Origin of the sequence: Paenibacillus sp. PCH8 (assembly GCF_002968835.1) — a bacterium.
GTDB lineage: Bacteria > Bacillota > Bacilli > Paenibacillales > Paenibacillaceae > Paenibacillus.
Genome location: NZ_PKQK01000001.1, coordinates 2,680,501 through 2,703,259 on the forward strand (window position 1 = coordinate 2,680,501; position 22,759 = coordinate 2,703,259).

Annotated in this window: 17 protein-coding genes and 2 pseudogenes; 16 read left to right on the top strand and 3 right to left on the bottom strand. The window is 48.1% G+C overall.

The window, feature by feature from the left end; translation table 11 throughout:
* Positions 1–20 precede the first annotated feature (20 nt).
* From C0Q44_RS11470 to C0Q44_RS11500, 6 genes are all read left to right on the top strand, one after another.
* Positions 21–908 carry a carbohydrate ABC transporter permease gene (locus tag C0Q44_RS11470; RefSeq protein WP_105407339.1) on the top strand — a complete coding sequence of 296 codons (888 nt, stop codon included), beginning with the start codon at positions 21–23 and terminating at the stop codon, positions 906–908.
* Positions 901–1,746: a carbohydrate ABC transporter permease gene (locus C0Q44_RS11475; protein ID WP_036617294.1), complete on the top strand. Its 846-nt coding sequence runs from the start codon at positions 901–903 to the stop codon at positions 1,744–1,746. Before C0Q44_RS11470 ends, C0Q44_RS11475 begins: the two co-directional genes overlap by 8 nt.
* A 154-nt stretch (positions 1,747–1,900) precedes the next feature.
* Complete coding sequence (locus tag C0Q44_RS11480; protein ID WP_105407693.1) at positions 1,901–3,397, top strand: glycoside hydrolase family 30 protein; 1,497 nt, start codon at positions 1,901–1,903, stop codon at positions 3,395–3,397.
* A gap of 321 nt (positions 3,398–3,718) precedes the next feature.
* Entirely contained in the window at positions 3,719–6,832 is a 3,114-nt protein-coding gene (locus tag C0Q44_RS30915) for a beta-galactosidase (RefSeq protein ID WP_258166251.1), read from the top strand.
* Between the two features lie 512 nt (positions 6,833–7,344).
* A complete protein-coding gene (locus C0Q44_RS11495) occupies positions 7,345–8,679 on the top strand; it encodes a glycoside hydrolase family 43 protein (RefSeq protein WP_105407340.1) in 1,335 nt (444 codons plus the stop codon).
* A 102-nt stretch (positions 8,680–8,781) separates the two neighbouring features.
* A complete protein-coding gene (locus tag C0Q44_RS11500; RefSeq protein ID WP_105407341.1) occupies positions 8,782–10,626 on the top strand; it encodes an RICIN domain-containing protein in 1,845 nt (614 codons plus the stop codon).
* Positions 10,627–10,845: 219 nt separating this feature from the next.
* Here C0Q44_RS11500 and solA read toward each other — a convergent pair.
* A pseudogene (gene solA / locus C0Q44_RS31765) lies at positions 10,846–11,935 on the bottom strand (N-methyl-L-tryptophan oxidase).
* A gap of 395 nt (positions 11,936–12,330) precedes the next feature.
* Between solA and C0Q44_RS11510 the strand changes: the two are divergent.
* The 5 genes from C0Q44_RS11510 to C0Q44_RS11525 all read left to right on the top strand — a co-directional run bounded on the left by C0Q44_RS11510 (position 12,331) and on the right by C0Q44_RS11525 (position 16,380).
* A complete protein-coding gene (locus C0Q44_RS11510) occupies positions 12,331–13,086 on the top strand; it encodes an exodeoxyribonuclease III (RefSeq protein ID WP_105407342.1) in 756 nt (251 codons plus the stop codon).
* A gap of 263 nt (positions 13,087–13,349) precedes the next feature.
* Positions 13,350–14,333 carry an alpha/beta hydrolase gene (locus C0Q44_RS11515; RefSeq protein WP_105407343.1) on the top strand — a complete coding sequence of 328 codons (984 nt, stop codon included), beginning with the start codon at positions 13,350–13,352 and terminating at the stop codon, positions 14,331–14,333.
* Between the two features lie 50 nt (positions 14,334–14,383).
* Positions 14,384–14,530: a hypothetical protein gene (locus C0Q44_RS30160; protein ID WP_181150937.1), complete on the top strand. Its 147-nt coding sequence runs from the start codon at positions 14,384–14,386 to the stop codon at positions 14,528–14,530.
* Positions 14,531–14,628: 98 nt separating this feature from the next.
* Positions 14,629–15,204, top strand: a complete 576-nt coding sequence (locus tag C0Q44_RS11520) for a hypothetical protein (RefSeq protein ID WP_105407344.1) — start codon at positions 14,629–14,631, stop codon at positions 15,202–15,204.
* 198 nt (positions 15,205–15,402) lie between these two features.
* Entirely contained in the window at positions 15,403–16,380 is a 978-nt protein-coding gene (locus tag C0Q44_RS11525) for a diaminopimelate dehydrogenase (RefSeq protein WP_374955078.1), read from the top strand.
* A 155-nt stretch (positions 16,381–16,535) separates the two neighbouring features.
* On the opposite strand, the pseudogene C0Q44_RS11530 reads toward C0Q44_RS11525, so the two are convergent.
* Positions 16,536–17,350, bottom strand: a pseudogene (locus tag C0Q44_RS11530) (pentapeptide repeat-containing protein).
* Positions 17,351–17,686: 336 nt separating this feature from the next.
* Positions 17,687–19,072, bottom strand: coding sequence for an NADP-specific glutamate dehydrogenase (gene gdhA, locus C0Q44_RS11535; protein ID WP_374955079.1), 1,386 nt, complete (start codon positions 19,070–19,072; stop codon positions 17,687–17,689).
* A 388-nt stretch (positions 19,073–19,460) separates the two neighbouring features.
* On the opposite strand from gdhA, the gene C0Q44_RS11540 reads away from it, so the two are divergent.
* The 5 genes from C0Q44_RS11540 (at position 19,461) to exlX (ending at position 22,720) form a co-directional block, all read left to right on the top strand.
* Positions 19,461–19,931, top strand: a complete 471-nt coding sequence (locus tag C0Q44_RS11540) for a GreA/GreB family elongation factor (RefSeq protein WP_105407346.1) — start codon at positions 19,461–19,463, stop codon at positions 19,929–19,931.
* Positions 19,921–20,427, top strand: a complete 507-nt coding sequence (locus C0Q44_RS11545; protein WP_181150938.1) for a cation:proton antiporter regulatory subunit — start codon at positions 19,921–19,923, stop codon at positions 20,425–20,427. The genes C0Q44_RS11540 and C0Q44_RS11545 overlap by 11 nt, the downstream gene beginning before the upstream one ends.
* Before the next feature lie 3 nt (positions 20,428–20,430).
* Complete coding sequence (locus tag C0Q44_RS11550; protein WP_105407347.1) at positions 20,431–21,636, top strand: cation:proton antiporter; 1,206 nt, start codon at positions 20,431–20,433, stop codon at positions 21,634–21,636.
* Positions 21,637–21,837: 201 nt separating this feature from the next.
* The gene (locus tag C0Q44_RS11555; RefSeq protein WP_105407348.1) at positions 21,838–22,020 is read left to right on the top strand and encodes a hypothetical protein; all 183 of its coding nucleotides are present in this window, start codon (positions 21,838–21,840) and stop codon (positions 22,018–22,020) included.
* On the top strand, positions 22,004–22,720 hold the full coding sequence (exlX, locus tag C0Q44_RS11560) for an expansin ExlX (protein WP_105407349.1): 717 nt from the start codon (positions 22,004–22,006) through the stop codon (positions 22,718–22,720). The genes C0Q44_RS11555 and exlX overlap by 17 nt, the downstream gene beginning before the upstream one ends.
* The last annotated feature ends 39 nt before the right edge of the window (positions 22,721–22,759 follow it).

The window sequence follows — 22,759 nt, forward strand, 5'->3', positions numbered from 1 at the left end:
GCGTCATGGGAGGGCTAAACGTGAAAAAAAAGGACGGGAAATGGTTCTATATCTTCATCTCGCCTTGGCTGCTCGGATTCCTGGGGCTAACCCTGGGGCCGATCCTGTTTTCCATCTATATGAGCTTTACGAACTGGGATCTGTTCCAGTCCCCTGAATTTATCGGTATAGACAACTACAAAACGCTGTTGATGGATGACCCGATATTCTGGAAAGCGGTGGGCAATACGTTCTTCTATGCGCTGATATCCATTCCGTTGGGTATGTCGATATCGCTATGGATTGCCTATTACCTGAACAAGAAGATCAAAGGAATCACCTTTTTCCGTATTCTGTTCTATCTTCCTTCCGTCGTGCCGGTAGTGGCAAGTTCATTGCTCTTCATCCACTTGCTTGCTCCGACCGAAGGGTTGATCAACCAGACACTTGCGATCTTCGGCATTCAGGGTCCGGCCTGGCTTCTTGATCCGAACTGGGTGAAACCCGCATTGATTCTAATGTCCCTGTGGGGTGTCGGTGGTGGAGTAGTACTGCTACTCGCAGGTATGAAAGGCATTCCGCAAGAGCTGTACGAGGCCGCTGCCATTGATGGAGCGAAGAGCACACAGTCGTTCTTCCACATCACTTTCCCGATGCTCACGCCAGTTATCTTCTTCAATCTCGTGACCGGCATGATCGGAGCGCTTCAGACCTTCGCACAGGTATTCATCGTTACAGCCGGGGGACCTGATAACTCCAGTCAGATGGTTGTTCCCTATCTGTTCCAGAATGCGTTCCAATTCTACAAAATGGGATACGCATCGGCCATAGCCTGGGTTCTGTTCATCATCATCATGGCGATCACCCTAGTGGTATTCCGTTCATCGGCGCTATGGGTGCACTACGAGGAGGGTAAAGCCAATGAGTAATCCATCGACTGTGGAGAAGACGATATCCTATATTTTTCTGATACTGGTCGGGGTACTGCTTGCTTCGCCTTTCCTGTACATGATCTCCATTGCACTGGCCAGTGACGCAACAACCGTCAAATCAGCCTTTACCTTCGTACCGATGGAGTTCCAATGGTCGAACTTTTATACAATTTTCACGAATAACAATCTCGGAACATATCTCAAAAACTCGGTCATCATTACCATCTTTACGATTGTCGGATCGGTATTGTCTGCTTCAATCGTATCCTACGGCTTTGCCCGAATCAAAGCCAAAGGCAGCCGTTTCCTGTTTATCGTGTTGCTCAGTACGATGATGATTCCGGGTGAAGTGACGATGGTACCGCAGTTCATCATCTTCCGTCATCTGGACTGGATTAATACATTCTACCCGCTGATCGTACCGAGCTTCTTCGCCGGGGCGTTCAACGTATTCCTGATTCGACAGTTTGTCATGAGTATCCCCAAATCACTGGATGAAGCCGCCATGATTGACGGTATGGGCCATCCGGGAATCTATTGGAAGATTATCATGCCATTGACCTATCCAATTCTGGCCGCCATTGCGATTTTCTCGTTCTCCTACAACTGGGGGAACTTCATGGGGCCGCTCATTTATATCAATGATCCGGAGAAAATGCCGCTGGCGCTCGGTGTGCAACTGCTCACCACGGTTGGGGGTGGACAGATGCCACCATGGAACCTGGTCATGATTGCTTCACTGTTCCTCACCATTCCGATGGTGCTTGTATATCTGTTTGGTCAACGTTATGTGTATGAGGCCAACATTAGCGGCGGAAGCAGTGGCATCAAGTAATCAAATGTAGAGGATGGCAAGACGAGGTTGGAAGCTTGTTCTGCAACGTACGCGTAAGTCACCTTCAGAGTAGTGAAGTAATAAGAATACGTAATAATAAGGTGAAATGAGAACGGATGTAATTATCGTACATGGAGAAAGGATTGCATGCACCATGGCGCATAACCAAGAACGCAGGAGAGGCAAACGGAGCTATATCCTCATGGGTGTAGCCCTCATTGCACTACTGGCAGGAGGAGGAATTGTTATCAATCAGTTTGCGAATCAATCATTGAAACCATTGGTATTTCTAGAGGAGCCGGTCCATCTGAAGATGGATCAGTCCTATGATCATTTTGAAGGCTGGGGCACGTCACTCGCGTGGTGGGCCAACGATCTTGGGGGATGGAAGGATCAGGCGAAGGTCAATGAGGTGATGGATCTCGTCTTCGACCCGGAGAAAGGGCTCGGGCTGAACATCGTTCGTTACAATATTGGCGGTGAGGAGAACCCGGAGATGAAGGCACTTCGTCCCGGTGGAGACGTTCCTGGCTTCCAGCCGGAACCTGGAGAGTGGGACTGGAATGCTGATGCAGGTCAGCGGGCTGTACTACAGGGCTCGATGGAACGCGGTGTCAACATTGCCGAAGCCTTCTCGAACTCACCACCGTATTGGATGACGATCAGCGGCTCGGTTACAGGAGCTGTGGATGGGAGCAACAATCTTCGTGAAGACCAATATGATGCGTTTGCCGATTACCTGACAGAAGTCGTGAAGCATTATCGGGATGAGTGGGGCATCACTTTCCGCACGCTGAATCCGCTCAATGAACCCTCCTCCGACTGGTGGAAGAAGGGCAATATGCAGGAAGGCAGTCATTTTACCAATGAGAAACAGGCCGAAATCATCAAGAAAGTGGCAGCTTCTCTGAAGAGTAAAGGACTGGACGGTACCGTTATCAGTGCCGCGGACGATAACAGCATTGACGAGACCGTATTCAATTTCAGTCTCTATGATCAGGATACGCTCGATGTCATTCAGCAGATCAATACTCATTCGTATAATGGTAGCAAAATGGAAGAGCTGCGCACGCTGGCAGAGCAACAGGGCAAAAAGCTGTGGATGTCCGAATACGGAACAGGCGGCAGTGAGCCGCATGGTCATGAGGACATGACCTCGGTACAGGAGCTGGCAGAGCGGATCATGTTCGATCTGAAAATCATGCAGCCATCCGCATGGGTATACTGGCAGGCCGTTGAAGATGAAGGAGCCAATAATAACTGGGGCTTCATTCATGCCAATTTTAACGGAGAAGAACAGTATGAGATGACCAAGCAGTATTACGGTATGGCCCAGTTCACGAAATACATTCGTCCGGGTGCAACGATTATCCCCACGGATGATGGACGCACGCTGGTTGCCTATGACGCAGACAAGCAGAGATTGGTACTTGTCATTCGTAATGAATTATCGGCGGGGACCAAGGCGTTTGAACTATCCGGGTTCGAGTATGGGAAATCAACCTCCGCTCAGGTGTACCAGACTTCACCGGAGCGCGACATGGAGAAACTTGAAGATATCCCGTTATACGCCAACGGAGTTGAAGTGCCGACAGCTGACAATTCCGTCACAACCGTTGTAATGGAAGGCGTGACATTGCAGGTGAACTGATAACAGCGATGGGAAGGTTATTCTGTCATCGTAGTTCCAGTATAGATCATCTTTCAGTTCAACGAATTTAGTTCACCTTAAATTAATTACAGGACATATGAACCTATATAAATTGAACTAAACATTTACACCAAACGGAGAGGACAGAAAAAACCTGAAGAAGCGGAGCATGCGCCTTTATCCTCAGATTTTCCCCTAGAGAAAAGGGAATCAAAAAATCTGGGGATAACAGCGATCGGAAGGTTGTTCTGTCATCGAAGTGTGCAGTGTAAATAATCTTTAGTTCAATTTATATAAAATACAGAGAAGGAGGGGATATCTTTGACAGAGAAAGCATCCCTTTTGCTCCAGGATCTTCAATCCGAATTGACGTACGATACACGCAGCTTTTTCCTGAACGGAGAGCGCATATTCCTGAACAGTGCGACAATCCATTATTTCCGCATGCCGAAGGAGGAATGGCGTGAGGTTCTGCTGAAAGCGAAGCTGGCAGGCATGAACTGCATCGACACTTACTTTGCCTGGAACGTACACGAACCGGAAGAAGGACAGTGGTCCTTCGAAGGGGACAACGATTGCGGCGAATTTCTGGATCTGTGCGCAGAGCTGGGCATGTGGGTAATTGCACGTCCGGGACCTTTTATCTGTGCGGAGTGGGATTTTGGCGGATTTCCATACTGGCTCGGTACGAAGGACGGCGTGAAGTTTCGCGAAAACAATGAAACCTACCTGCACTATGTGAACCTGTACTTTGATCGGCTTGTACCCATTATTCGTGAGCGCCAGTTATCTGTTGGAGGCACGGTTATTCTGGTTCAGGTGGAGAATGAATACGGATATCTGATGGATGACGCTGCGGCAAGTGCTCATATGACAACATTAAGAGACGGTCTCCTGCAACGCGGCATTGACGTTCCGCTGATTACTTGTGTTGGAGGTGTGGAAGGAACCATTGAAGGAGCTAATTTCTGGTCTGGTGCTGACGGGCACTATGAGAAGCTTCGAGTCAAACAACCAGATACCCCGAAGATAGTCACGGAATTCTGGACCGGATGGTTTGAGAATTGGGGCGGCCCTTCTGCCATTCAGAAGACAGCATCCTTGCTGGAGAGACGCATCATGGAAATCCTGCGTGCCGGGTATACCGGAATCAGCCATTATATGTTCTATGGTGGGACGAATTTCGGTGGATATGGTGGCAGAACGATGGGGAGTAGTGACATTTACATGATTACTTCTTATGACTATGATGCGCCGCTGAACGAATATGGGCGAGTGACACCCAAGTATGCGGTTACCAAGAACCTGTCTTATTTCGTCCGTGCCTTTGGGGATCTTCTCATGGAGACAGAGGATATACCAGCAGAGCTGATCACGGTACGTCATCCTGAAGGCGTATCCATACGAGGCAGGCAGACCGGTAACCGGAAGATCTGGTTTCTGGAGAGTCACAAGGATGAACGCGAGACGGTGCATATTACGCTGGAGGAAGGCCGTACCTTCCCTGTAGCCCTGAATCCGGGACAGATCGTGCCAGTGCTGGATCGGGTGTTAATTGCTGACCAGGTTTACCTGACGGCGGGTACGATGATTACGGGCAATGAAATGATTAATGGAGAGTTGACCCTGTTCATTACAGCCGATGCGGGGCAACGTTCTGTGGTGGAACTGGAATTGGAAGCTGGCACACTGGATGTAAGTGGAAGTACGGTGGAAGTGCTGGTTGAGCATGATCCGTCGAGGAAAGTGTACCGCTTCGATCTGGTTCATTTCCGTGAGCCGGGGACCATCCAGTTAGAGGCAAATGGCATACCCATCCGTTTGGTCATTCTGGACCTTGAGACGATGAATCGCACATGGCGATTAGAGGGAACCGATCAGAAGGAACCTCGTTATGCGATCGGATTCGATGATGTTGACGTATTGCCTGCCGGTCAGGTTAAAGGCATGATTGCTGATCCAGACCGGACGATCATGTTGCTTGGTGATTGGGCGGATGGAGAACGATCGTTAACAGGCCGCGAATGGATCGCCGGACAAGAGAGCGGTGTGCAGTATGAAGTACAAGAAGATGTACAAGATAATGCCCAGCACGACGACCTCAATGACGTTCGGCATCCTGCACCAGCTGCAGCTGTACCCAATGAATCTGTTCAGAAGTCTGCTGGAGGACGGCAACAACATTCATGGAAAGCACCAATTCCGCCGACGTTGCCTGATTCTTTCGACTTGTCACATGTGACGTTAATCGCGAATCAGCGCCCGGCAAGTGCACAACCGGAAGACTTTACCCGGTATGGGCAAGGTTTTGGATATCTGTTGTACGAATGCAACTTCGAAAGTTCGGTCGAAGAAATCACTAGCCTCATTTTGCCGGATATTCAGGATACCGCCAGAGTTATTGTGAATGGTGAACAGCAGGCATTGGTGCGCCAGGTAGGTGCAGCAGGTGTACTGATACAGGTGGCCCAAGGGCAGAACACACTTCAGATTCTGGTACAGCATATGGGCAGATTGAATTTCTCGCCGTATCTGGGTGAGAGCAAAGGTCTGGCTGGAGCTGTGTATCTGGGAGGCAAAGTTCAGGATATGCGCCGGAATTGGCAGATGCATAATGAGCTTGTGCATCTCGATGAGGTGAACTCTCTCAAGGAGGCGCTACGACTTAGCAGAAGCTTCACGCTGGATGGCATGGATCGTGCGATTCTCGTGGGTGCACTAAGTAAAGGCCTCCGGATCAATGGCGTCGAAGTTCCCATGGAAGGATATCAGGACTGGTTTGCATTCCAGACGCTGGATGTGTCCCTCTATATAAGACCGGGAGAGACGAATACGATAGATATGCCGTATAGCCGATCTCCACTGAATCGAATGGAACTGATCACATATTGCAGCGAAACAGAACTGAAGGATTGGCGTATGGCAGGCACGGATGCTTTGCTTCCACAACAATGGGAGCGGTATGAGCGGTCGATCATGTCAGGCGAGCATGGCCCACATTCAGTTTCTATTACTCATAGTGGCAATCGTAGTGCCAATCCGGTAGCCAACGGTTTCGTGGATACGTTGACTAGAACGTCCGATAGTTCACTCACTGGTGAGGTGAACCATGTGACCCATCATGTTCCAACCCAAGGTTCATACAGTCAGCCCGTCTGGTACCGTTGGCGTTTCGCCAAACCAGTGGTTTCCACACATCATAAGGTGAACTTGATGCTTCGCTTGACCGGGATGAGCAAGGGAACACTTCATCTGAACGGACATGATCTGGGCCGTTATTGGCAGATTGGTCCTCAAGAGGATTACAAAATTCCGATGGCCTGGTTAAAGGAAGAGAACGAACTACTTTTGTTTGATGAAGAAGGCAGAACGCCCGAACGTGTACGATTCATGCTGGATGAGCAATCCCGCTATCCATGGATTGTGGTCGAATAGATGATGCATCACAACGGGCTTACTTATATCTGAATCATTACATGAGAAATGACTTATCGTATAACCATTTCACATGAGCATGCCAGATACAGATTAACTAGAGATTGATTAGAGCCGAACATAGCATTATACAACGCAAGAAATACCGTTTACCGCAGTCAAACCTCTCATTTTCTTAGCTATGATTGCCCCAGTTCATGGATCTTTGGATTCAGCAGGATGAGGAATCAGGCTAAGGGGATGGGGGAACTGGGTAAATAGCTTTTCTATAACGGGACAATGAACAGAAATCGTTTAGAACTTTTGTCTTGTAACCGTTTACATAATGAATTAATGCTCATCTATGATCTGGGAAGGGAGTGATGCTTCATGTAAGTGGAATTCGAACAGGCGGTCGTGAGGTATTGCTTATAAGGGAATAGATCAGAGCTATGGCTTCAGGACTAACGTTTATATGGGTCATTGGGTATTTTGATATGAATCAAATCACTCATGGATAAGGAGATGAACCGATGTTAATGAAGAAGCAAGAAAGAGTACATGAATGGAGAGGTTTCAGAGCCGGGATGATTCTTCTACTCGGAGCATTACTTCTATTAACAATGGTATTCCCCAATACAGCCAGAGCTGCGACAAGTGTCTATACGATATCGGCCTTTACGAATACAAGTGAATCCAATATGTATATTTACGAATCCTATAATGCGACCCACTATGGCTTGCTGAAAGGGCCAGCTTATACACCTCCGACCGGTCTGATCCGCGATCCCAGCATCATGAAGCACACCGATGGTCTATATTATGTCGTCTACACCACGAACTGGTCTGGCAATACGGTTGGTATCGCCTCCAGCCCAGACAAAGTGAACTGGACGTTTGTCCGTAACATTACATTATCTACAAAGACCACGATTGCACACACCTGGGCACCAGAATGGTTCAAAGACAACAACGGCAGTCTGAATATTATCGTGTCCCTCTCTCCGGGTAACTATGAGAATTTCAAGCCTTATGTCATTACCGCTTCGGGTAGCAATCTGACATCTACCGCATGGTCCGCACCTACTGAAATGACAGGCATTGCACCCAATTATATTGATACCTTTGTGGTGAAGACAGGTTCAACCTACCATGCTTTTACCAAGAACGAAACGACCAAATACATCGAATATGCGACATCCACTTCGCTGACCGGTCCTTATACCTTTAAGGGAACAGGGGATTGGGCGGGTTGGGGATCTTGGGTCGAGGGCCCGGCGCTTGTACAGCTGGATAATGGTTCATGGCGAATCTACTTTGACGGCTATGCCACACAAAAGTACTATTACAGCGACTCTGCCGACATCTTCCAGACCTGGAGTACCAAGCAGGAGATTGCGGGTCTTACCGGACTCGTCCGGCATATGACTGTGTTGAAAGAATCCGGACAGCCTGGCGATATCCGCAAGCTGGAATCATTCAATGTACCAGGCAGCTTCATTCGTCATTACGACTATAAGGCACGCATAGATGCCAGTGTTAGCCCAGCCGAGGATGCACAGTTCCGCATCGTTCCTGGACTGGCGAATACAACCGGTATCTCGTTTGAGTCCATGAACTATCCGGGTTATTTCCTGCGAAACAACAATGGCTCGATTGTGCTCGTGAAAAATGACGGTAGCCCCGCCCTTCGTAATGATGCCACGTTCAAACGTGTGAATGGACTTGCTAACGCCAACTGGTCATCATATGCTTCCTTCAACAACCTGAACCTGTACATGAGACATTACAATAATGTACTGAAATTGGAATCCGTCGTTAGCACAATCGACAAATCGGATGCGACCTTCCGTGAAATCGCACAGTGATTGGTATTCATGTTCCAGAAGCATTACATGTTCCATGTGTTCCAGAGGTATCGAATGGTACCTCGATTAAGAACTTAATCATATCTCTAAGGAGTGAAGTGCATGAAGTGGTTAAAACGAATGAGCTCATTGTTGCTGGCAGGAAGTCTGCTAACAGGTAGCCTGGGTCTGGGCACAGAAGTATCTGCTGCGGGAGCATACACAGCGACTGCCGATCCATCGAAGCAATATCAGACGATAGAGGGCTGGGGAACGTCACTCGCTTGGTGGGGCAAGGTGGTTGGAGAGTATTCCAATCGGGATGAGTATGTGGAGAAAATGTTCAATACGAATACTGGACTGGGTCTGAATATCCTGCGGTACAACATTGGGGGCGGGGATAATCCATCATCCAATATTCTGGAATATCGCAAAGCCGTGCCGGGTTACCAGCCTACTCCGGGCGTGTACGACTGGACCGCCGATGCGAACCAGCGCTATATGCTGCAAGCTGCCAAGGCACAAGGCGTGAATATCATCGAAGCCTTCGCGAACTCGGCACCTTACTGGATGACGATCAGTGGGGGTGTGTCCGGTGCAGCGAATGGAGGAAACAATCTCAAGCCGGATTATGTTGATGATTTTGCCGATTATCTGACAGAGGTCGTGAAGCATTTTCGGGATAATTGGGGGATTACATTCGATAGCGTAACCCCGCTGAATGAGCCTATATCGACATGGTGGAAGCAGGGTAACGATCAGGAGGGTATGCACTTTGACCGGGCAGATCAGAACACAATCTTGAGTCAGCTACAAGCCTCGCTGAATGCAAAAGGCTTGTCCACAAAGTTAAGTGCACCGGAAGAATACAGTTTGGATGATACCAACACTTCGTTCAACAGTTACAGTAGTGCGGTGAAATCAACGATCAGTCAGATCAACACCCATACGTATGGCGGAAACAACCGGGCCGCTTTGCGCAACACAGCAACATCTGCTGGCAAACATCTGTGGACCTCGGAATACGGGGACGGCGATGCAAGCGGGCTGACCATGTCGCGGACCATCCTCAAAGATATTCGCAATATGGGTGCGAGTGCATGGGTATATTGGCAAGCCGTGGATAGTGCTGAGGGCTGGGGATTCTTCAAGAACGTTTTGAACAACACGCAGACGACCAGCTATACGGTGAATCAGAAATATTATGTCATGGGCAATTACAGCAAATTTATCCGTCCCGGTTACAAGATCATCGGTATGAGTGATGCCAATACTTTGGCGGCCTATGATGCGGCTTCCGGCAAAGTCGTACTGGTTACGACCAATTCGGAATCGTCGGATACATCGGTGACGTATGATCTGAGTCGTTTTACAGGTGTAGGTGCGTCTGCTCAGGTATATCGGACCTCTTCGACTGAGAAGTTGCAACAGTTGACCAACATCTCGCTTCAGAACAAAAAGTTCACGGCTACCGCCAAAGCGAACTCCGTTACAACCTACGTCATATCCGGTGCAACTTATAATGGCGGCACAGGATATGAAGCCGGAGCCATCTACAAACTGATTAACCGTAACAGTGGACTTGCACTGGATGTTAATGGAGCTTCCACGGCTGGGGGCGCGACCATTATTCAGTGGAATGATAATGGAGCGGTCAACCAGCAATGGAAACTGGAGTCCGCAGGCAACGGGTATTACAATATCCGCAATGTGGGCAGTGGGCTTTTGCTGGATGTGAATTCAGGTTCCACACAGGGCGGAGCTGCGCTGATCCAGTGGCAGGATAACGGGGGTAACAATCAGCAATGGTTGCCCATTGATGTGGGGGGATATCTGGTACTTGCGAACCGCAACAGCGGCCTGACGGTGGATATCAATCAAGGGTCCCTGACCGCCGGTGCCTCCACGATTCAATGGGGCGACAATGGCGGAGCCAATCAGCAATGGGGCCTCGTCAAGGTGAATTAGCATGTGAGTGTACAAAGGAAGTGAGGTTACTTGTTTGTCTAACGAGTAACATGGGTTCAAAGTTAAAGAATGTCCGCAGATAACTTATTTACAAGGGTTAACGTTCATAACAGTCTTTCTTTCTTGGAGGTGCAGTTGTTTGAGTAGAACTGCACTCTCGAAGAAAGTGAATTTTTATACATATATATGTTCCGTTCTACGGCTCTCCGCTGTACATACTTAGCGAAAACGTGACAGGGAGAACCTTTTAAGATCCTGATCGGTGTGGCCGGTCTGCACCAACTCGGACAATATCTGTCCTATTGCACTTGCAAACTTGAAGCCATGACCGGAGAATCCGCCAGCTAGCCATACACGCTCATAAGCAGGGTGTCGGTCAATAATAAAATCCTCATCCGCTGTAAATTCATATTTGCACACACTGCCGCGCTTCAATCTTCCAGCTGCCTGAGGCATCCGAAGCTCAAGTAACCTGCGCAGATCACCCTCATCCGTTTCATCCGTACCAAAAGGAGCCAGTGTACTTCCTGGTGTCCACACCTGACCCGTATCATGACGTCCCATCTTCAGGCCTGTTCCCCAATGCTCGGAAATCCATAATATGTACCTTCTCGTTCTGCCAGTGTGAAACCGGGGAAATGTGCCTCGCCATACAAGTCTTCGGGTACATCAAACCAGCCTACCGTTTTACGTACAGCCTGAATCGGTAGATCCACGAAGGGCTTCAATGTCTGGAACCAGGCACCAGCAGTGAGAATGATTTGATTCGCGTGGTATGTCTCTCCCCGGAAGTCTGTACTGTAACGGAATGCGATCCGTATTCGACATGCTCGACGCGGGTGTGAGTTAACAGTGTCGCGCCTTGGGCTTCGGCTGCTTTGCGGAAGGAACGGATACAGCGCTCGCTGTACAAATACCCCGCATCAGGCTCATACATGGCCTCGTAATGTTCGGGCAGTGCAATACCGGGCCAGCGCTTCATGACGTCAGCTGCATTCATTGTTTCATATCGAATGCCCGCATCGTCTGAATGACTGAGCCGATCCCGAAAGGAATGAACCTCCGCATCGACCATATTCAAGACACCAGAAGGCACAAACAACTGATCCCCGGTCGTCTCCTCCAGTTCATGCCATAACTTCTGAGCACGTAGTGCCATAGCAATATAGTCAGGTCCTCCGCTATACACATGGCGGATCAGCCGGGTATCCCCGTGATGGCTTCCTTCCGTATGCGGAGGGTCAAAGGCATCGATCATCAAAGTTTTGCAGCCGCTGCGCGCCAGATAATAACCGGCACTCATGCCCATGGAGCCGGCTCCAACGATAATAACGTCATATGCTTGTGTGATGATAACACATCCTCTCTTATGGATCCCGATTAGGATCTTTTACAGGATAATGTAGTCTCCCAATCCATGGTAGTCAATAGGACAGTTTATAGAGGAGAGTAATACGTTAATAGAACATATTAATAGTACGGCTTGATGAAAGCAAGTAACTGGAACAGGTATTTACCGATATAGATCGAATACAGATCAGGGAAATGCAGTCTTTTAACATCATGTAGCTAGCTTCAGTAAAATAACACGGAATGTTGATCCGCACACCTTATTCTGCTGTGCTCCCTCTCATTCCAGGAACGTAAGCCTTGTCCCCTTGAATTGGCTCGTGCTATATTGGAGAGATGTGAGGAGATGAGGATATGAAGCTGGTGTCCTGGAATGTGAATGGATTGCGGGCATGTGTGACCAAAGGATTCATGGATTATTATCAGGAGAGTCAGGCGGATATTTTCTGTCTTCAGGAGACTAAGCTGCAGGCAGGACAGATCGAGATGGATCTGGGAGAAGACGTCTATCAATACTGGAATTATGCGATCAAAAAAGGATATTCCGGCACGGCTGTATTTAGCCGGATTAAGCCTCTAACCGTCCGTTACGGAATGGAAGAGGACAGTGAACCGGAAGGTCGAATGATCACACTGGAGTATGCCGATTTTTATCTGGTGAACGTATATACACCCAACGCGAAACGCGATCTGACTCGGCTCCCATACCGTCTGGAGTGGGAAGACCGATTCCGGGGCTATGTGCTGCAACTGGAGCAGATCAAGCCGGTTATTGTCTGTGGTGATCTGAATGTGGCGCATCAGGAGATCGATCTGAAGAACCCTAAGCCCAACATGGGCAATTCCGGATTTACGCTTGAAGAACGGGGCAAGATGACAGATCTGCTTGCTGCGGGTTATGTGGACAGCTTCCGCCATCTGTATCCGGGTCGTACGGATGTGTTCAGCTGGTGGTCGTATATGGCTAAGGTGCGAGAACGGAACGTGGGATGGCGTATTGATTATTTTCTCGTGTCGAATCAGTTGGCAGCGAAAGTGGTTGATGCACATATCGACTGCCACGTGATGGGCAGTGATCATTGCCCGGTTGGGGTTACTTTGCAAATGTAGATCGTATTAGTAGTTATTATTGTTGTTGTATTGATATGAACCGCAGGTTTCCTTTATTGGAGATTTGCGGTTTATTTGCGTTGACCGGATCTGCCCGAAGGTGCAGACGTATGAACTTATGGGGTACGTCACGGGTAGGGGGGTGAGACTAGACTTTGGTTGGGGAAAGGACTGGACTCGGGATTGTTCCAATCCGCTTATTTCTTGGGTAGGATTGAAACATACATATACAGATGAACCTTTGGGGTGAGGGGTAGAGAAGGATGAAGAAGGGGTTGCGGAAAGGGTTAAAGGTGTTGGGAGGCGTGATGCTGGCTACAGGACTATTGCTGTTGGCAGGTACGGTATATGAGTCTTATCAATCCACGCAGGATATGAAGTCCTATCCTCCACCAGGCAAGTATTATGAAGTGAGTGGTCACAACATGCATCTCTACACCGCTGGCAAAGGAGAGGTGACAGTTGTGTTTGCCTCAGGCTGGGGTACACCCAATCCTTATGTGGATTTCAGCCCGCTGTATGACAAGTTGAAATCTGAGGTGAAAATTGCGGTATATGATCGGTTCGGGTATGGCTACAGCGACTATACGGATCAACCTCGTGATGTCGATACCATCTCGGAAGAGATCCACCAATTACTGCGAACATCCGGTCAACGTCCACCTTACATTATGGTAGGTCACTCGCTGGGCGCTCTGGAGACACTCCGGTTCGCGCAAAGGTATCCTGATGAGGTGGCGGGCATGGTCATGATCGATGGAGGAAGTCCAGAGTATTATAGTCGTGCGGACTTGGATACACCAGAATGGATGATTGAGTCGTCCCGTTTTCTGGTGAAAACAGGAATAGCACGCACATTGTTGCATTCGGATCGCATGATGGCTTCTTTGGTTATCGACCCTGATCTGGTCACGGAACCGATGAAAAAAGCCCTCACCATATCCACCTTGAGACATGCGTACAATGATAACGTTATGGAAGAAATTCGGAATTCCAGAACCAATGCTGATTGTGTGATAAAGAATAAAACAAAATTCGATTTTCCACTGACGATCCTCACGGCAGAATCAGAGCAGACGGATGTAGGCGGTCGGGCATGGCAGACCGATCAAGCGGATTTTGCTTCATGGTCAAGTCAGGGTACACAGCGGACTGTGCCACACGCGAATTCGCGTATCCATCGTAGTCAGCCGGATATGGTTGCCGCTGAAATTATGAAATTAGTGACGCCGTCCAGTGATTTATGAGTAACATGATTCTGCCAATACAACAAGAACAGGATGAGGAGGAGGAATGGATGAAAAAGATTAGAGTTGTCACCCGTTTCCTGTCCATACTCATGGCAAGTTGTTTGTTGTCTTTGACTGTGTTAACGGTATCCGTGACATGGGTCAAGAATACTGTGAATGCGATGCCTGTCATTCAGTCGTTTGAACGTGATTAGAATGAGGAGGGGATGGTTTAACCACATAGAGAAGCAAATTTCTCACGAAGAAGTAACGAGAAATTGCACATACATTCGAGAAGAAGGAGTGGTATTTGATGGTGAAGAAAAAGAATGTTTTATTTGCCTGTGCGGCCCTGGCAATGATGGTGGCCTTGAGTGCTTGTAGCAGTGCGGCAGACCAGTCGACAGGTGATGCAGAGAAGGTGGACACCGAAGTTTCCTCTGGAACAGCAGAACAACCTGCCAATGAAGGAGCGAGCGAAGCGACATCAACTGGAGTTACGGAGACGGAAGGCACGACCGCGCCAGCAGACTCAGATCAAGGTGAGGAGAATGCTGCTGGAAGCAGTGAGATGCCCGAGAACCTGCCAAGTGATTTCCCGCTGCCTGAAGATGCCACGATTCGTTTAGCCAATTCCGGTGAGAATGAAGGCAAGAAATCAGCCATGATGATTTTCTCGACTGAACAAGATATGAAAACAGTATCCCAGCTGTATAAGGATTACTTCAATGCCAAAAAGTTGACAGATGCGGGACAGACGATCGATGACAAAAATATTGTTATTCAGGGAACCGACCCGGATACACAGGAAATTTGGTCTCTGATCGGAGGATCACTGGCGGGTCAGGAAGGCGTCATTGAACTGACATTGACCTGGACGGAGTCCTGAGCGCAGATCAAGTGAAGGATACAGATCTCCCTTATAATAACGAATGTATTTCACCATACCTTGCGTACGGAGCAGCATTATAGCTGCACCGCTGCAAGGTATTTTTATTTCGAACTGGAAACCGGACAAGCTACATGGTATGTTATATCTTTAGTAGAGTAGTAGACAACTATAGAAGAAGACAGGAGAGGATTGAACATGATTAGAGTGGGTATTGTAGGTTACGGTAACTTGGGTAAAGGTGTAGAGAAAGCCATTTCTCAGAACGAGGATATGGAACTGGTTGCTGTGTTTACACGTCGTAATCCGGAGCAGATGGTCGCAGAAAGCACAGAAGTTCGTTTTGAGCATATCTCTGCAGCGGAGCAATACATAGGCAAAATCGATGTTATGATCCTCTGTGGTGGCTCGGCAACCGACCTTCCAGAGCAAACACCGGCCATCGCCAAGTTGTTCAATACAGTAGACAGCTTCGACACACATGCGAAGATTCCGGAGTTCTACAAGGAAGTACATGCTGCGGCAGAGCAAGGCGGTCACGTGAGTGTCATTTCCACAGGTTGGGACCCGGGCTTGTTCTCCATGAACCGTCTGCTTGCACAGTCCATCCTGCCAGAAGGCAAAGAGTACACGTTCTGGGGTAAAGGCGTGAGCCAGGGGCATTCAGATGCCATCCGTCGTGTTCCAGGCGTTAAGGCGGGTGTTCAGTACACGGTACCTGTGGAAGAGGTTATCAACCGCATTCGTGCAGGGGAGACACCAGAGCTGTCCACACGTGAGAAGCATCTGCGTCAATGTTATGTAGTCGCAGAAGAAGGTGCTAATCAGGATGAGATCCGTGAGACAATTGTGTCGATGCCTAACTATTTTGCAGATTACGATACGACTGTAACATTCATTAGCGAAGAAGAATTGAAATCCGAGCATGCAGGCATGCCACATGGTGGATTTGTAATTCGCAGTGGGGTTACCGGTGCAGGTCAAAAGCAAATTATTGAATTCGGCCTGAAGCTCGACAGCAATCCTGAATTTACAGCGAGCGTACTTGTGGCATATGCCAGAGCCGCACAGCGCTTGAGCACTGAGGGTCATAAGGGAGCGAAGACGGTATTCGATATTCCGCTCGGTCACCTGTCTCCGAAGTCAGCTGAGGATCTTCGCCGCGATTTGTTGTAATCCAGTCATTTATCAGCTCGCCCTCAACATGAGGGCGAGCTTTTTGTGCTTTCTAGATGGAATCCATTCGAGGGGATTCGTACATTGCATACATTGCATGGATTAGCATGGGGTACAAGTTATCTGTCCTGCCTGATGCTCGCGAACTGTTGCTCTTACACCCAGTGCGAGGGGGCGTTTAAATGATCCGGCAACTTGGTATTCACATTACCTTTGGCTGCATTAATCTGGGATTGTGTCAGGAAGATGCCACCTCTCAGGTCTGCATCACCCAGATCCGTATCCCGCAAGTCTGCGCCAATCCAATCCGCATTTCGTGTATCTGCGTTTCGGAGGTCGGCCGCAATCATTAATGCCCCCGGAAGCTTGCGCCCCGCAGGTCAGCCCCTTTTAAGTTAGCCCCAAAAAAGTCACTTCCGGTACGTTTTTTACTCTTCTTCGACTTCCCTTGTCCATGAGCGGTGGGTGGCACACTTGCACGTATCATTTCACTTGCCTGAACCAAGAGTTGATTCACAGTGGACCGATAATCGGCGATATCCAGACGAAGAAGGGCCGCAGGCTCCAGATTGCTCAGACGCTCGATCTCCTGATATGACTCATCAAATGCTGCATGGAGAGATGACGTCTCCGGTCGCATCATCATTTCCTTCATATAACTGAGCAACTCGTGAAGTTGCCTGAGGGCAGGCAGACAATCGAACATCTCGCGAGCAGACTCTGGATGATCACGCCAATCCTTGCCCGCGTAGATGACTTGGGACAGCTTCTGTCCGGCTCCGAAACAGTCGTATACCGTACATCCTTTGAAGCCTTTCTGCCTAAGCTGGGTATGGATACCGCAGCGATTGTCTTTGCGCAGATTGGAGCAGGGAGTACCGCTGGACTTGTCAAAAGCAAAGTCCGATGATTTGCCATAGGGCAAGGCGACACAGCACAGGCCAAAACATTGCTCGCAGTCTGCACTCATATGAGGACTCGTTGTACTGGCCGATGGTTGGTTAGACAATGAGAACACTTCCTTATAATAATAAACATAGAATAGTAATATACACAGAAATATCAAGTCAGTACCACTTTACCATCCCGCCAGAATACGATCAATTGCCTTTAACAATTATTCTACAGGGAAGTGGCAACAGGCACACCGGATTTGCGTTCCACAATTTTTCATATTCTCATCAATGTGAGATTGGCGAGATAACAGAAAAGGGCAGTCCACCGTATTGACGGGGAACTGCCCTGGTTCATAGCATGTAGTTAGCCAGATGTACGGCATCTTTCGATGAGGGTTCGAAGTTGTGGATTAAACCACACCTTGAGCAATCATGGAATCGGCTACCTTGAGGAAACCGGCGATATTCGCTCCGGCTACGAGGTTGCCTTTACAGCCATACTCTTCTGCGGCCTCTACACAGCTGGTGTAGATATTCTTCATGATGTCATGCAGCTTCGCGTCTACTTCTTCAAATGACCAGGACAACCGCATGCTGTTCTGTGACATTTCAAGAGCAGACACGGCTACACCGCCAGCATTAGCCGCTTTGGCTGGGCCAAACAGAACACCTTCGCCGAGGAAAAGGTCAATTGCAGCCAATGTGGAAGGCATGTTGGCACCTTCTCCAATGGCTTTCACGCCATTCTTGACCAGAAGGGCTGCAGCATGCTCATCGATCTCATTTTGCGTTGCACATGGAAGCGCGATATCACAAGGAAGAGACCAGATTCCCTCACAGCCTTCAGTGTAGACTGCATGCGGATGTTCTTTCACATATTCGCTGATGCGCAGGCGATCAACCTCTTTCAAACGTTTCACGGTATCCAGATTGATGCCTTGTGCATCGTATATGTAACCCCCTGAGTCACTGCATGCCACGACATGGGCTCCAAGCTCCTGAGCTTTCTGAATCGCATAGATGGATACGTTACCGGAGCCCGATACGACGACAGTGCTATCCTTGAAGCTGAGTCCTTTGGAGTTCAACATCTCATTTACGAAGTACACACATCCGAAGCCGGTTGCTTCTTTACGTGCCAAGCTTCCCCCATAGAGCAGCCCTTTACCTGTCAAAACGCCTGCCTCATGCCCGCCATGTATACGTTTGTATTGGCCGAACATGTAACCGATCTCCCTTGCGCCTACACCAATATCACCTGCGGGTACATCAGTATCGGAACCGATATATTTATAGAGCTCTGTCATGAAGCTTTGCGTGAAACGCATCACTTCCAGATCTGATTTCCCTTTCGGATCGAAATCGGAACCACCTTTACCACCGCCGATGGGCAGTCCGGTCAATGCATTTTTGAAGATCTGTTCGAAGCCCAGGAATTTGATAATGCCTGAATATACGGATGGATGGAAACGAAGTCCGCCTTTGTAGGGACCAATGGCGCTGTTGAACTGTACCCGGAATCCGCGGTTAACCTGAACTTTGCCCTGATCGTCGACCCACGGGACACGGAATGTGATTACACGTTCAGGTTCAACCAGTTGTTCCAGCAGACTATGGTTCTTATATTTGGGATGTGCTTCAATAACAGGAATAAGGGAATCCAGGATTTCTTTGACAGCCTGATGAAATTCGTTTTCGTGCGGATTTCTGGCGACAACCGACTCATAAACGGAATGAACATACTCTGCGGCAGTAACTTGAGTTGATTCTGTAGTTTCTTTTGATATCGTGGACACTTTTTCGATGCACTCCTTTATTGTGTTAAAGTCTTTGGACACTTATTTGCATAAATTGAATAAAAGTTTGTAGTTAAATATACAGGAAAGTAAATAAAAATACGAGATGAAAACCTATAAAAAGTTTTTTGTGTAGTAATTAAAATGTTCTATGGATATGTCATCTGATGTAAAGAATTTCGCTGAAAAATGAATAATATGGCCATTATTAATAATAAAACAGCAAGTTAATCGAATTCACTGGATTAAAAAATTCATTTTGGTAAGATGGTAAGAAGGCCTTAAATTCGGGGTCTTGAACTATAAGCAAGGAGGAGAACAAGGATGATGAAGAGAAACATGCGAATTAACGTGGAGAATAAGGCTTGTATAGGGGGTGAAGTCTACTATGAACCATAGGACTTCCCGTCATAATTGCAGAGAAAAGCTGGTCAGCCAGCTACTTACATTGGGTGAAGAGAAAAGAACTTTTCTCGACGCTTATTTCGACGCGCGCGATCCGCAACGGATACAGTTGGAAAGACAGTTGGTAGCGTATACGCAGCATGTGGAGAAATTGCTCCTGGGCCCAGATGAGGATCTGGACTCCGTTGTATTGATCGGCAGTCACATTGATTTTGAATATATCGATTTTCATACATCAGATTCGTTCATGATTGTCATGCCAGATGATACGAACCCTGACGAGGGGCGTATTTCCTTCCTTTCCCCTGTAGGGCGTCAATTATTACTGGGATTCAAAGGGGAAGTGCGGTCTATTCAGACGCCATCCGGTTCCATGAGAGTACGCATCAAGGGAATTGAGTTGAAGAGTGAAGCCCTGAATGAGACCTTGGGGGGTGCAGATCATGCACTTTAAAGAGACCGATTTACCGGGCATAGGACGCAAATATTGGTTGCATACTCGTAGTGGTGAGCATCTGGTTATTGTAATTCACAACGACGAGCGACGTGATCTCTTCCATATGGAGTCAGGCGATACGGCAGAGGAACTGGGCGATATGATCTCTATGGTGACGCTGGATGATGATGAGGCGCGGGCAGTTGCTGCAATCGTCGGTGGCATGACTTACAAACCCAAGTTTCAGAATGAACGTGAAGTGATGCTTGATGGGCTAATGATTGAGTGGCTGCGGATTGAGCCTCATGCGGCAAGCATAGGAATGACGATTGGTGAACTGGATATCCGTCAGGCTACGGGAGCCGTTATTCTGGCTGTAGTAACGAAAGATAGAGAGAAGCAATATAATCCGGGGCCGGATTATGTGTTCACCGCTGGAGCTACAATTGTGGTTGCTGGTGAACCGAGTCAGATCAAACTGCTCAAAAAATTGTTGACTGATGGACGGACATAGCCTATGGATATGCTCATATTTGAAGTGGGAATTGCCGTTGCGCTGATTACACTTACGGGGCTGATATCTTCACGATTACGATTTTCGGTCATTCCATTCTATATTTTGATTGGTATGGCTGTTGGACCACATGCACCACAGATTGGTATTGTAGATTTGCGTTTTATCGAAAGTTCGACTTTTATAGAATTTATGGGTAGACTCGGCATTTTGTTTTTATTATTCTACCTGGGTCTGGAGTTCTCGGTCTCCCGTTTATTAAAGTCTGGCAAAGCTATTTTGACCGGGGGCATGTTTTACGTAGGACTTAATTTTGTATCGGGTCTGCTGCTGGGCTGGTTCATGGATCTGCCGCTCCAGGAGACACTTGTTGTCTGTGGTATTATGACCAGTTCTTCTACAGCCATTGTTGCTAAAGTGCTCGTTGACCTGAAGCGTACGGCGAATCCTGAGACAGAGATTATTATGGGCATGATCATGTTTGATGACTTGTTCATCGCGATTCATATCTCCATTCTTACGGGACTGGTACTTAGCGGAGCGACTTCCTTCCTGAGTGTGCTGCTGGTGTCGCTGTCTGCGCTGCTGTTCATTGTGTTGTTCCTGATCATTGGCAGAAAGAGCATCAAATATATTGACAAGGCACTGAACATCAAATCATCGGAGTTGTTTTTGCTTACCGTTATGACGCTGCTCTTTCTGGTGGCGGGCTTCTCAGAGACACTTCACGTAGCCGAAGCGATCGGGGCTTTGATGATGGGGCTTGTGCTAGGTGAATCCAGGCATGTCAGCCGGATCGAGCATCAGATCATGCCTTTCAAAGATTTTTTTGGCGCCATTTTCTTCTTCAGTTTCGGGCTGACCATTGAGCCGTCGTCACTTGGAGGAGCTGTTGGCATGACGATTATTGCTGTCATTCTGACGATCGCCAGTAACTATGGTGCCGGCATGATCGCCGGCAGATTGGCCGGAATGACGCCAAAGGCCTCAATGAAAGTGGGTTTTACGCTGGTCTCCCGGGGCGAATTCTCGATTATCATGGCAAACATCGGCAAGGCTGGTGGCCTGATGGCATCCATTCAATCCTTTGCCGTGTTATATGTGTTGATTCTGGCTGTGCTGGGGCCTATTCTGACGAAAGAAGCTCCGTGGATATATGCACAGTATGAGCGACTCAGGAAGAGGATGAAACGAGGGGAGACGGGCTGAGTTGTTCGGTGAATTACGCGCTGAATAGTGAAATGCACATCTAGGAAATACTAATTTTCTGCTAATTAAGCGTCACATTATGGGAGAGAGAAACTGCTCCTGGGTGTGGCGCTTTTTTTGTACGTGAAACGATCAAAAGCAGCCTTGTTCATATGCCCATTCTACTAATTTATGGTATGTATCCATATCTTGTGCGTGGTCATGAATGTTCCAGCCCAGAGACAGGACTTTGGATGTGATTTAGCAGAAAGCATTGAAAATAAACAGATTATATGTAAAATAATGTTATATATAAACGAATCTAGCTATTCAAATCTAGTACAGAACGAAGAAGAAGAAGAAGAAGAAGAAGAAGGAGGAATGAAGAATGAAGCAAAGAAGTAGATTTCAACGGTTAAAATGGGCAGGCACAGGGATGTTGCTCAGTCTCGTATTATTTGCTCTACCTGCATCTGCTGCCTGGAACGATACATATCAGGGTTACGCGACGTATACGGGCTCGGGTTACTCGGGAGGTGCTGTGTTGCTTGATCCCATCCCGGCGGACATGAAGATTACTGCACTTAATCCGTTCCAACTCAATTATAACGGTGTCAAAGCCGCTTTAGCGGGAGCCTATCTCGAAGTCCAAGGTCCTAAAGGCAAAACAACCGTATATGTAACGGACCTCTACCCAGAGGGTGCCAGCGGAGCGCTGGATCTCTCGCCGAATGCCTTTAACCTGATCGGTGACCCAAAGGCAGGCAAAATCAATATCAGCTGGAAAGTGGTCAAAGCTCCAATCCAAGGTAAGGTCTCCTATCGAATCAAGGAGGGCAGCAGTCAGTGGTGGGCAGCTATTCAGGTTCGCAATCACAAATATCCGGTGTTGAAGTTCGAGGTAAAACAAAAGGACGGCACATGGCTCAATCTCGAAAAACAGGACTATAATCATTTCCTTGGAACCGGACTGGGCAAAGAAAAACTGAACATTCGGATGACCGATATTCGCGGTCAGGTGTTGAATGACACGATCCCGGCTCTACCTGATGATGGCTCGGGTGGTGCATATATCGTACCAGGTAATGTACAATTTCCAGATTGACAGATGTATGAAGGTTGTTATAAAAAAGAGTATAGTTAC

What these genes read in the sequence shown, in the direction of transcription:
- C0Q44_RS11475 (WP_036617294.1), top strand. Translation starts at nt 901, where the DNA reads ATGAGTAATCCATCGACTGTGGAGAAGACGATATCCTATATTTTTCTG.
- C0Q44_RS11480 (WP_105407693.1), top strand. Translation starts at nt 1,901, where the DNA reads ATGGCGCATAACCAAGAACGCAGGAGAGGCAAACGGAGCTATATCCTC.
- C0Q44_RS11495 (WP_105407340.1), top strand. Translation starts at nt 7,345, where the DNA reads ATGTTAATGAAGAAGCAAGAAAGAGTACATGAATGGAGAGGTTTCAGA.
- C0Q44_RS11500 (WP_105407341.1), top strand. Translation starts at nt 8,782, where the DNA reads ATGAAGTGGTTAAAACGAATGAGCTCATTGTTGCTGGCAGGAAGTCTG.
- C0Q44_RS11510 (WP_105407342.1), top strand. Translation starts at nt 12,331, where the DNA reads ATGAAGCTGGTGTCCTGGAATGTGAATGGATTGCGGGCATGTGTGACC.
- C0Q44_RS11515 (WP_105407343.1), top strand. Translation starts at nt 13,350, where the DNA reads ATGAAGAAGGGGTTGCGGAAAGGGTTAAAGGTGTTGGGAGGCGTGATG.
- C0Q44_RS30160 (WP_181150937.1), top strand. Translation starts at nt 14,384, where the DNA reads ATGAAAAAGATTAGAGTTGTCACCCGTTTCCTGTCCATACTCATGGCA.
- C0Q44_RS11520 (WP_105407344.1), top strand. Translation starts at nt 14,629, where the DNA reads ATGGTGAAGAAAAAGAATGTTTTATTTGCCTGTGCGGCCCTGGCAATG.
- C0Q44_RS11525 (WP_374955078.1), top strand. Translation starts at nt 15,403, where the DNA reads ATGATTAGAGTGGGTATTGTAGGTTACGGTAACTTGGGTAAAGGTGTA.
- C0Q44_RS11540 (WP_105407346.1), top strand. Translation starts at nt 19,461, where the DNA reads ATGAACCATAGGACTTCCCGTCATAATTGCAGAGAAAAGCTGGTCAGC.
- C0Q44_RS11545 (WP_181150938.1), top strand. Translation starts at nt 19,921, where the DNA reads ATGCACTTTAAAGAGACCGATTTACCGGGCATAGGACGCAAATATTGG.
- C0Q44_RS11550 (WP_105407347.1), top strand. Translation starts at nt 20,431, where the DNA reads ATGGATATGCTCATATTTGAAGTGGGAATTGCCGTTGCGCTGATTACA.
- C0Q44_RS11555 (WP_105407348.1), top strand. Translation starts at nt 21,838, where the DNA reads ATGAATGTTCCAGCCCAGAGACAGGACTTTGGATGTGATTTAGCAGAA.
- exlX (WP_105407349.1), top strand. Translation starts at nt 22,004, where the DNA reads ATGAAGCAAAGAAGTAGATTTCAACGGTTAAAATGGGCAGGCACAGGG.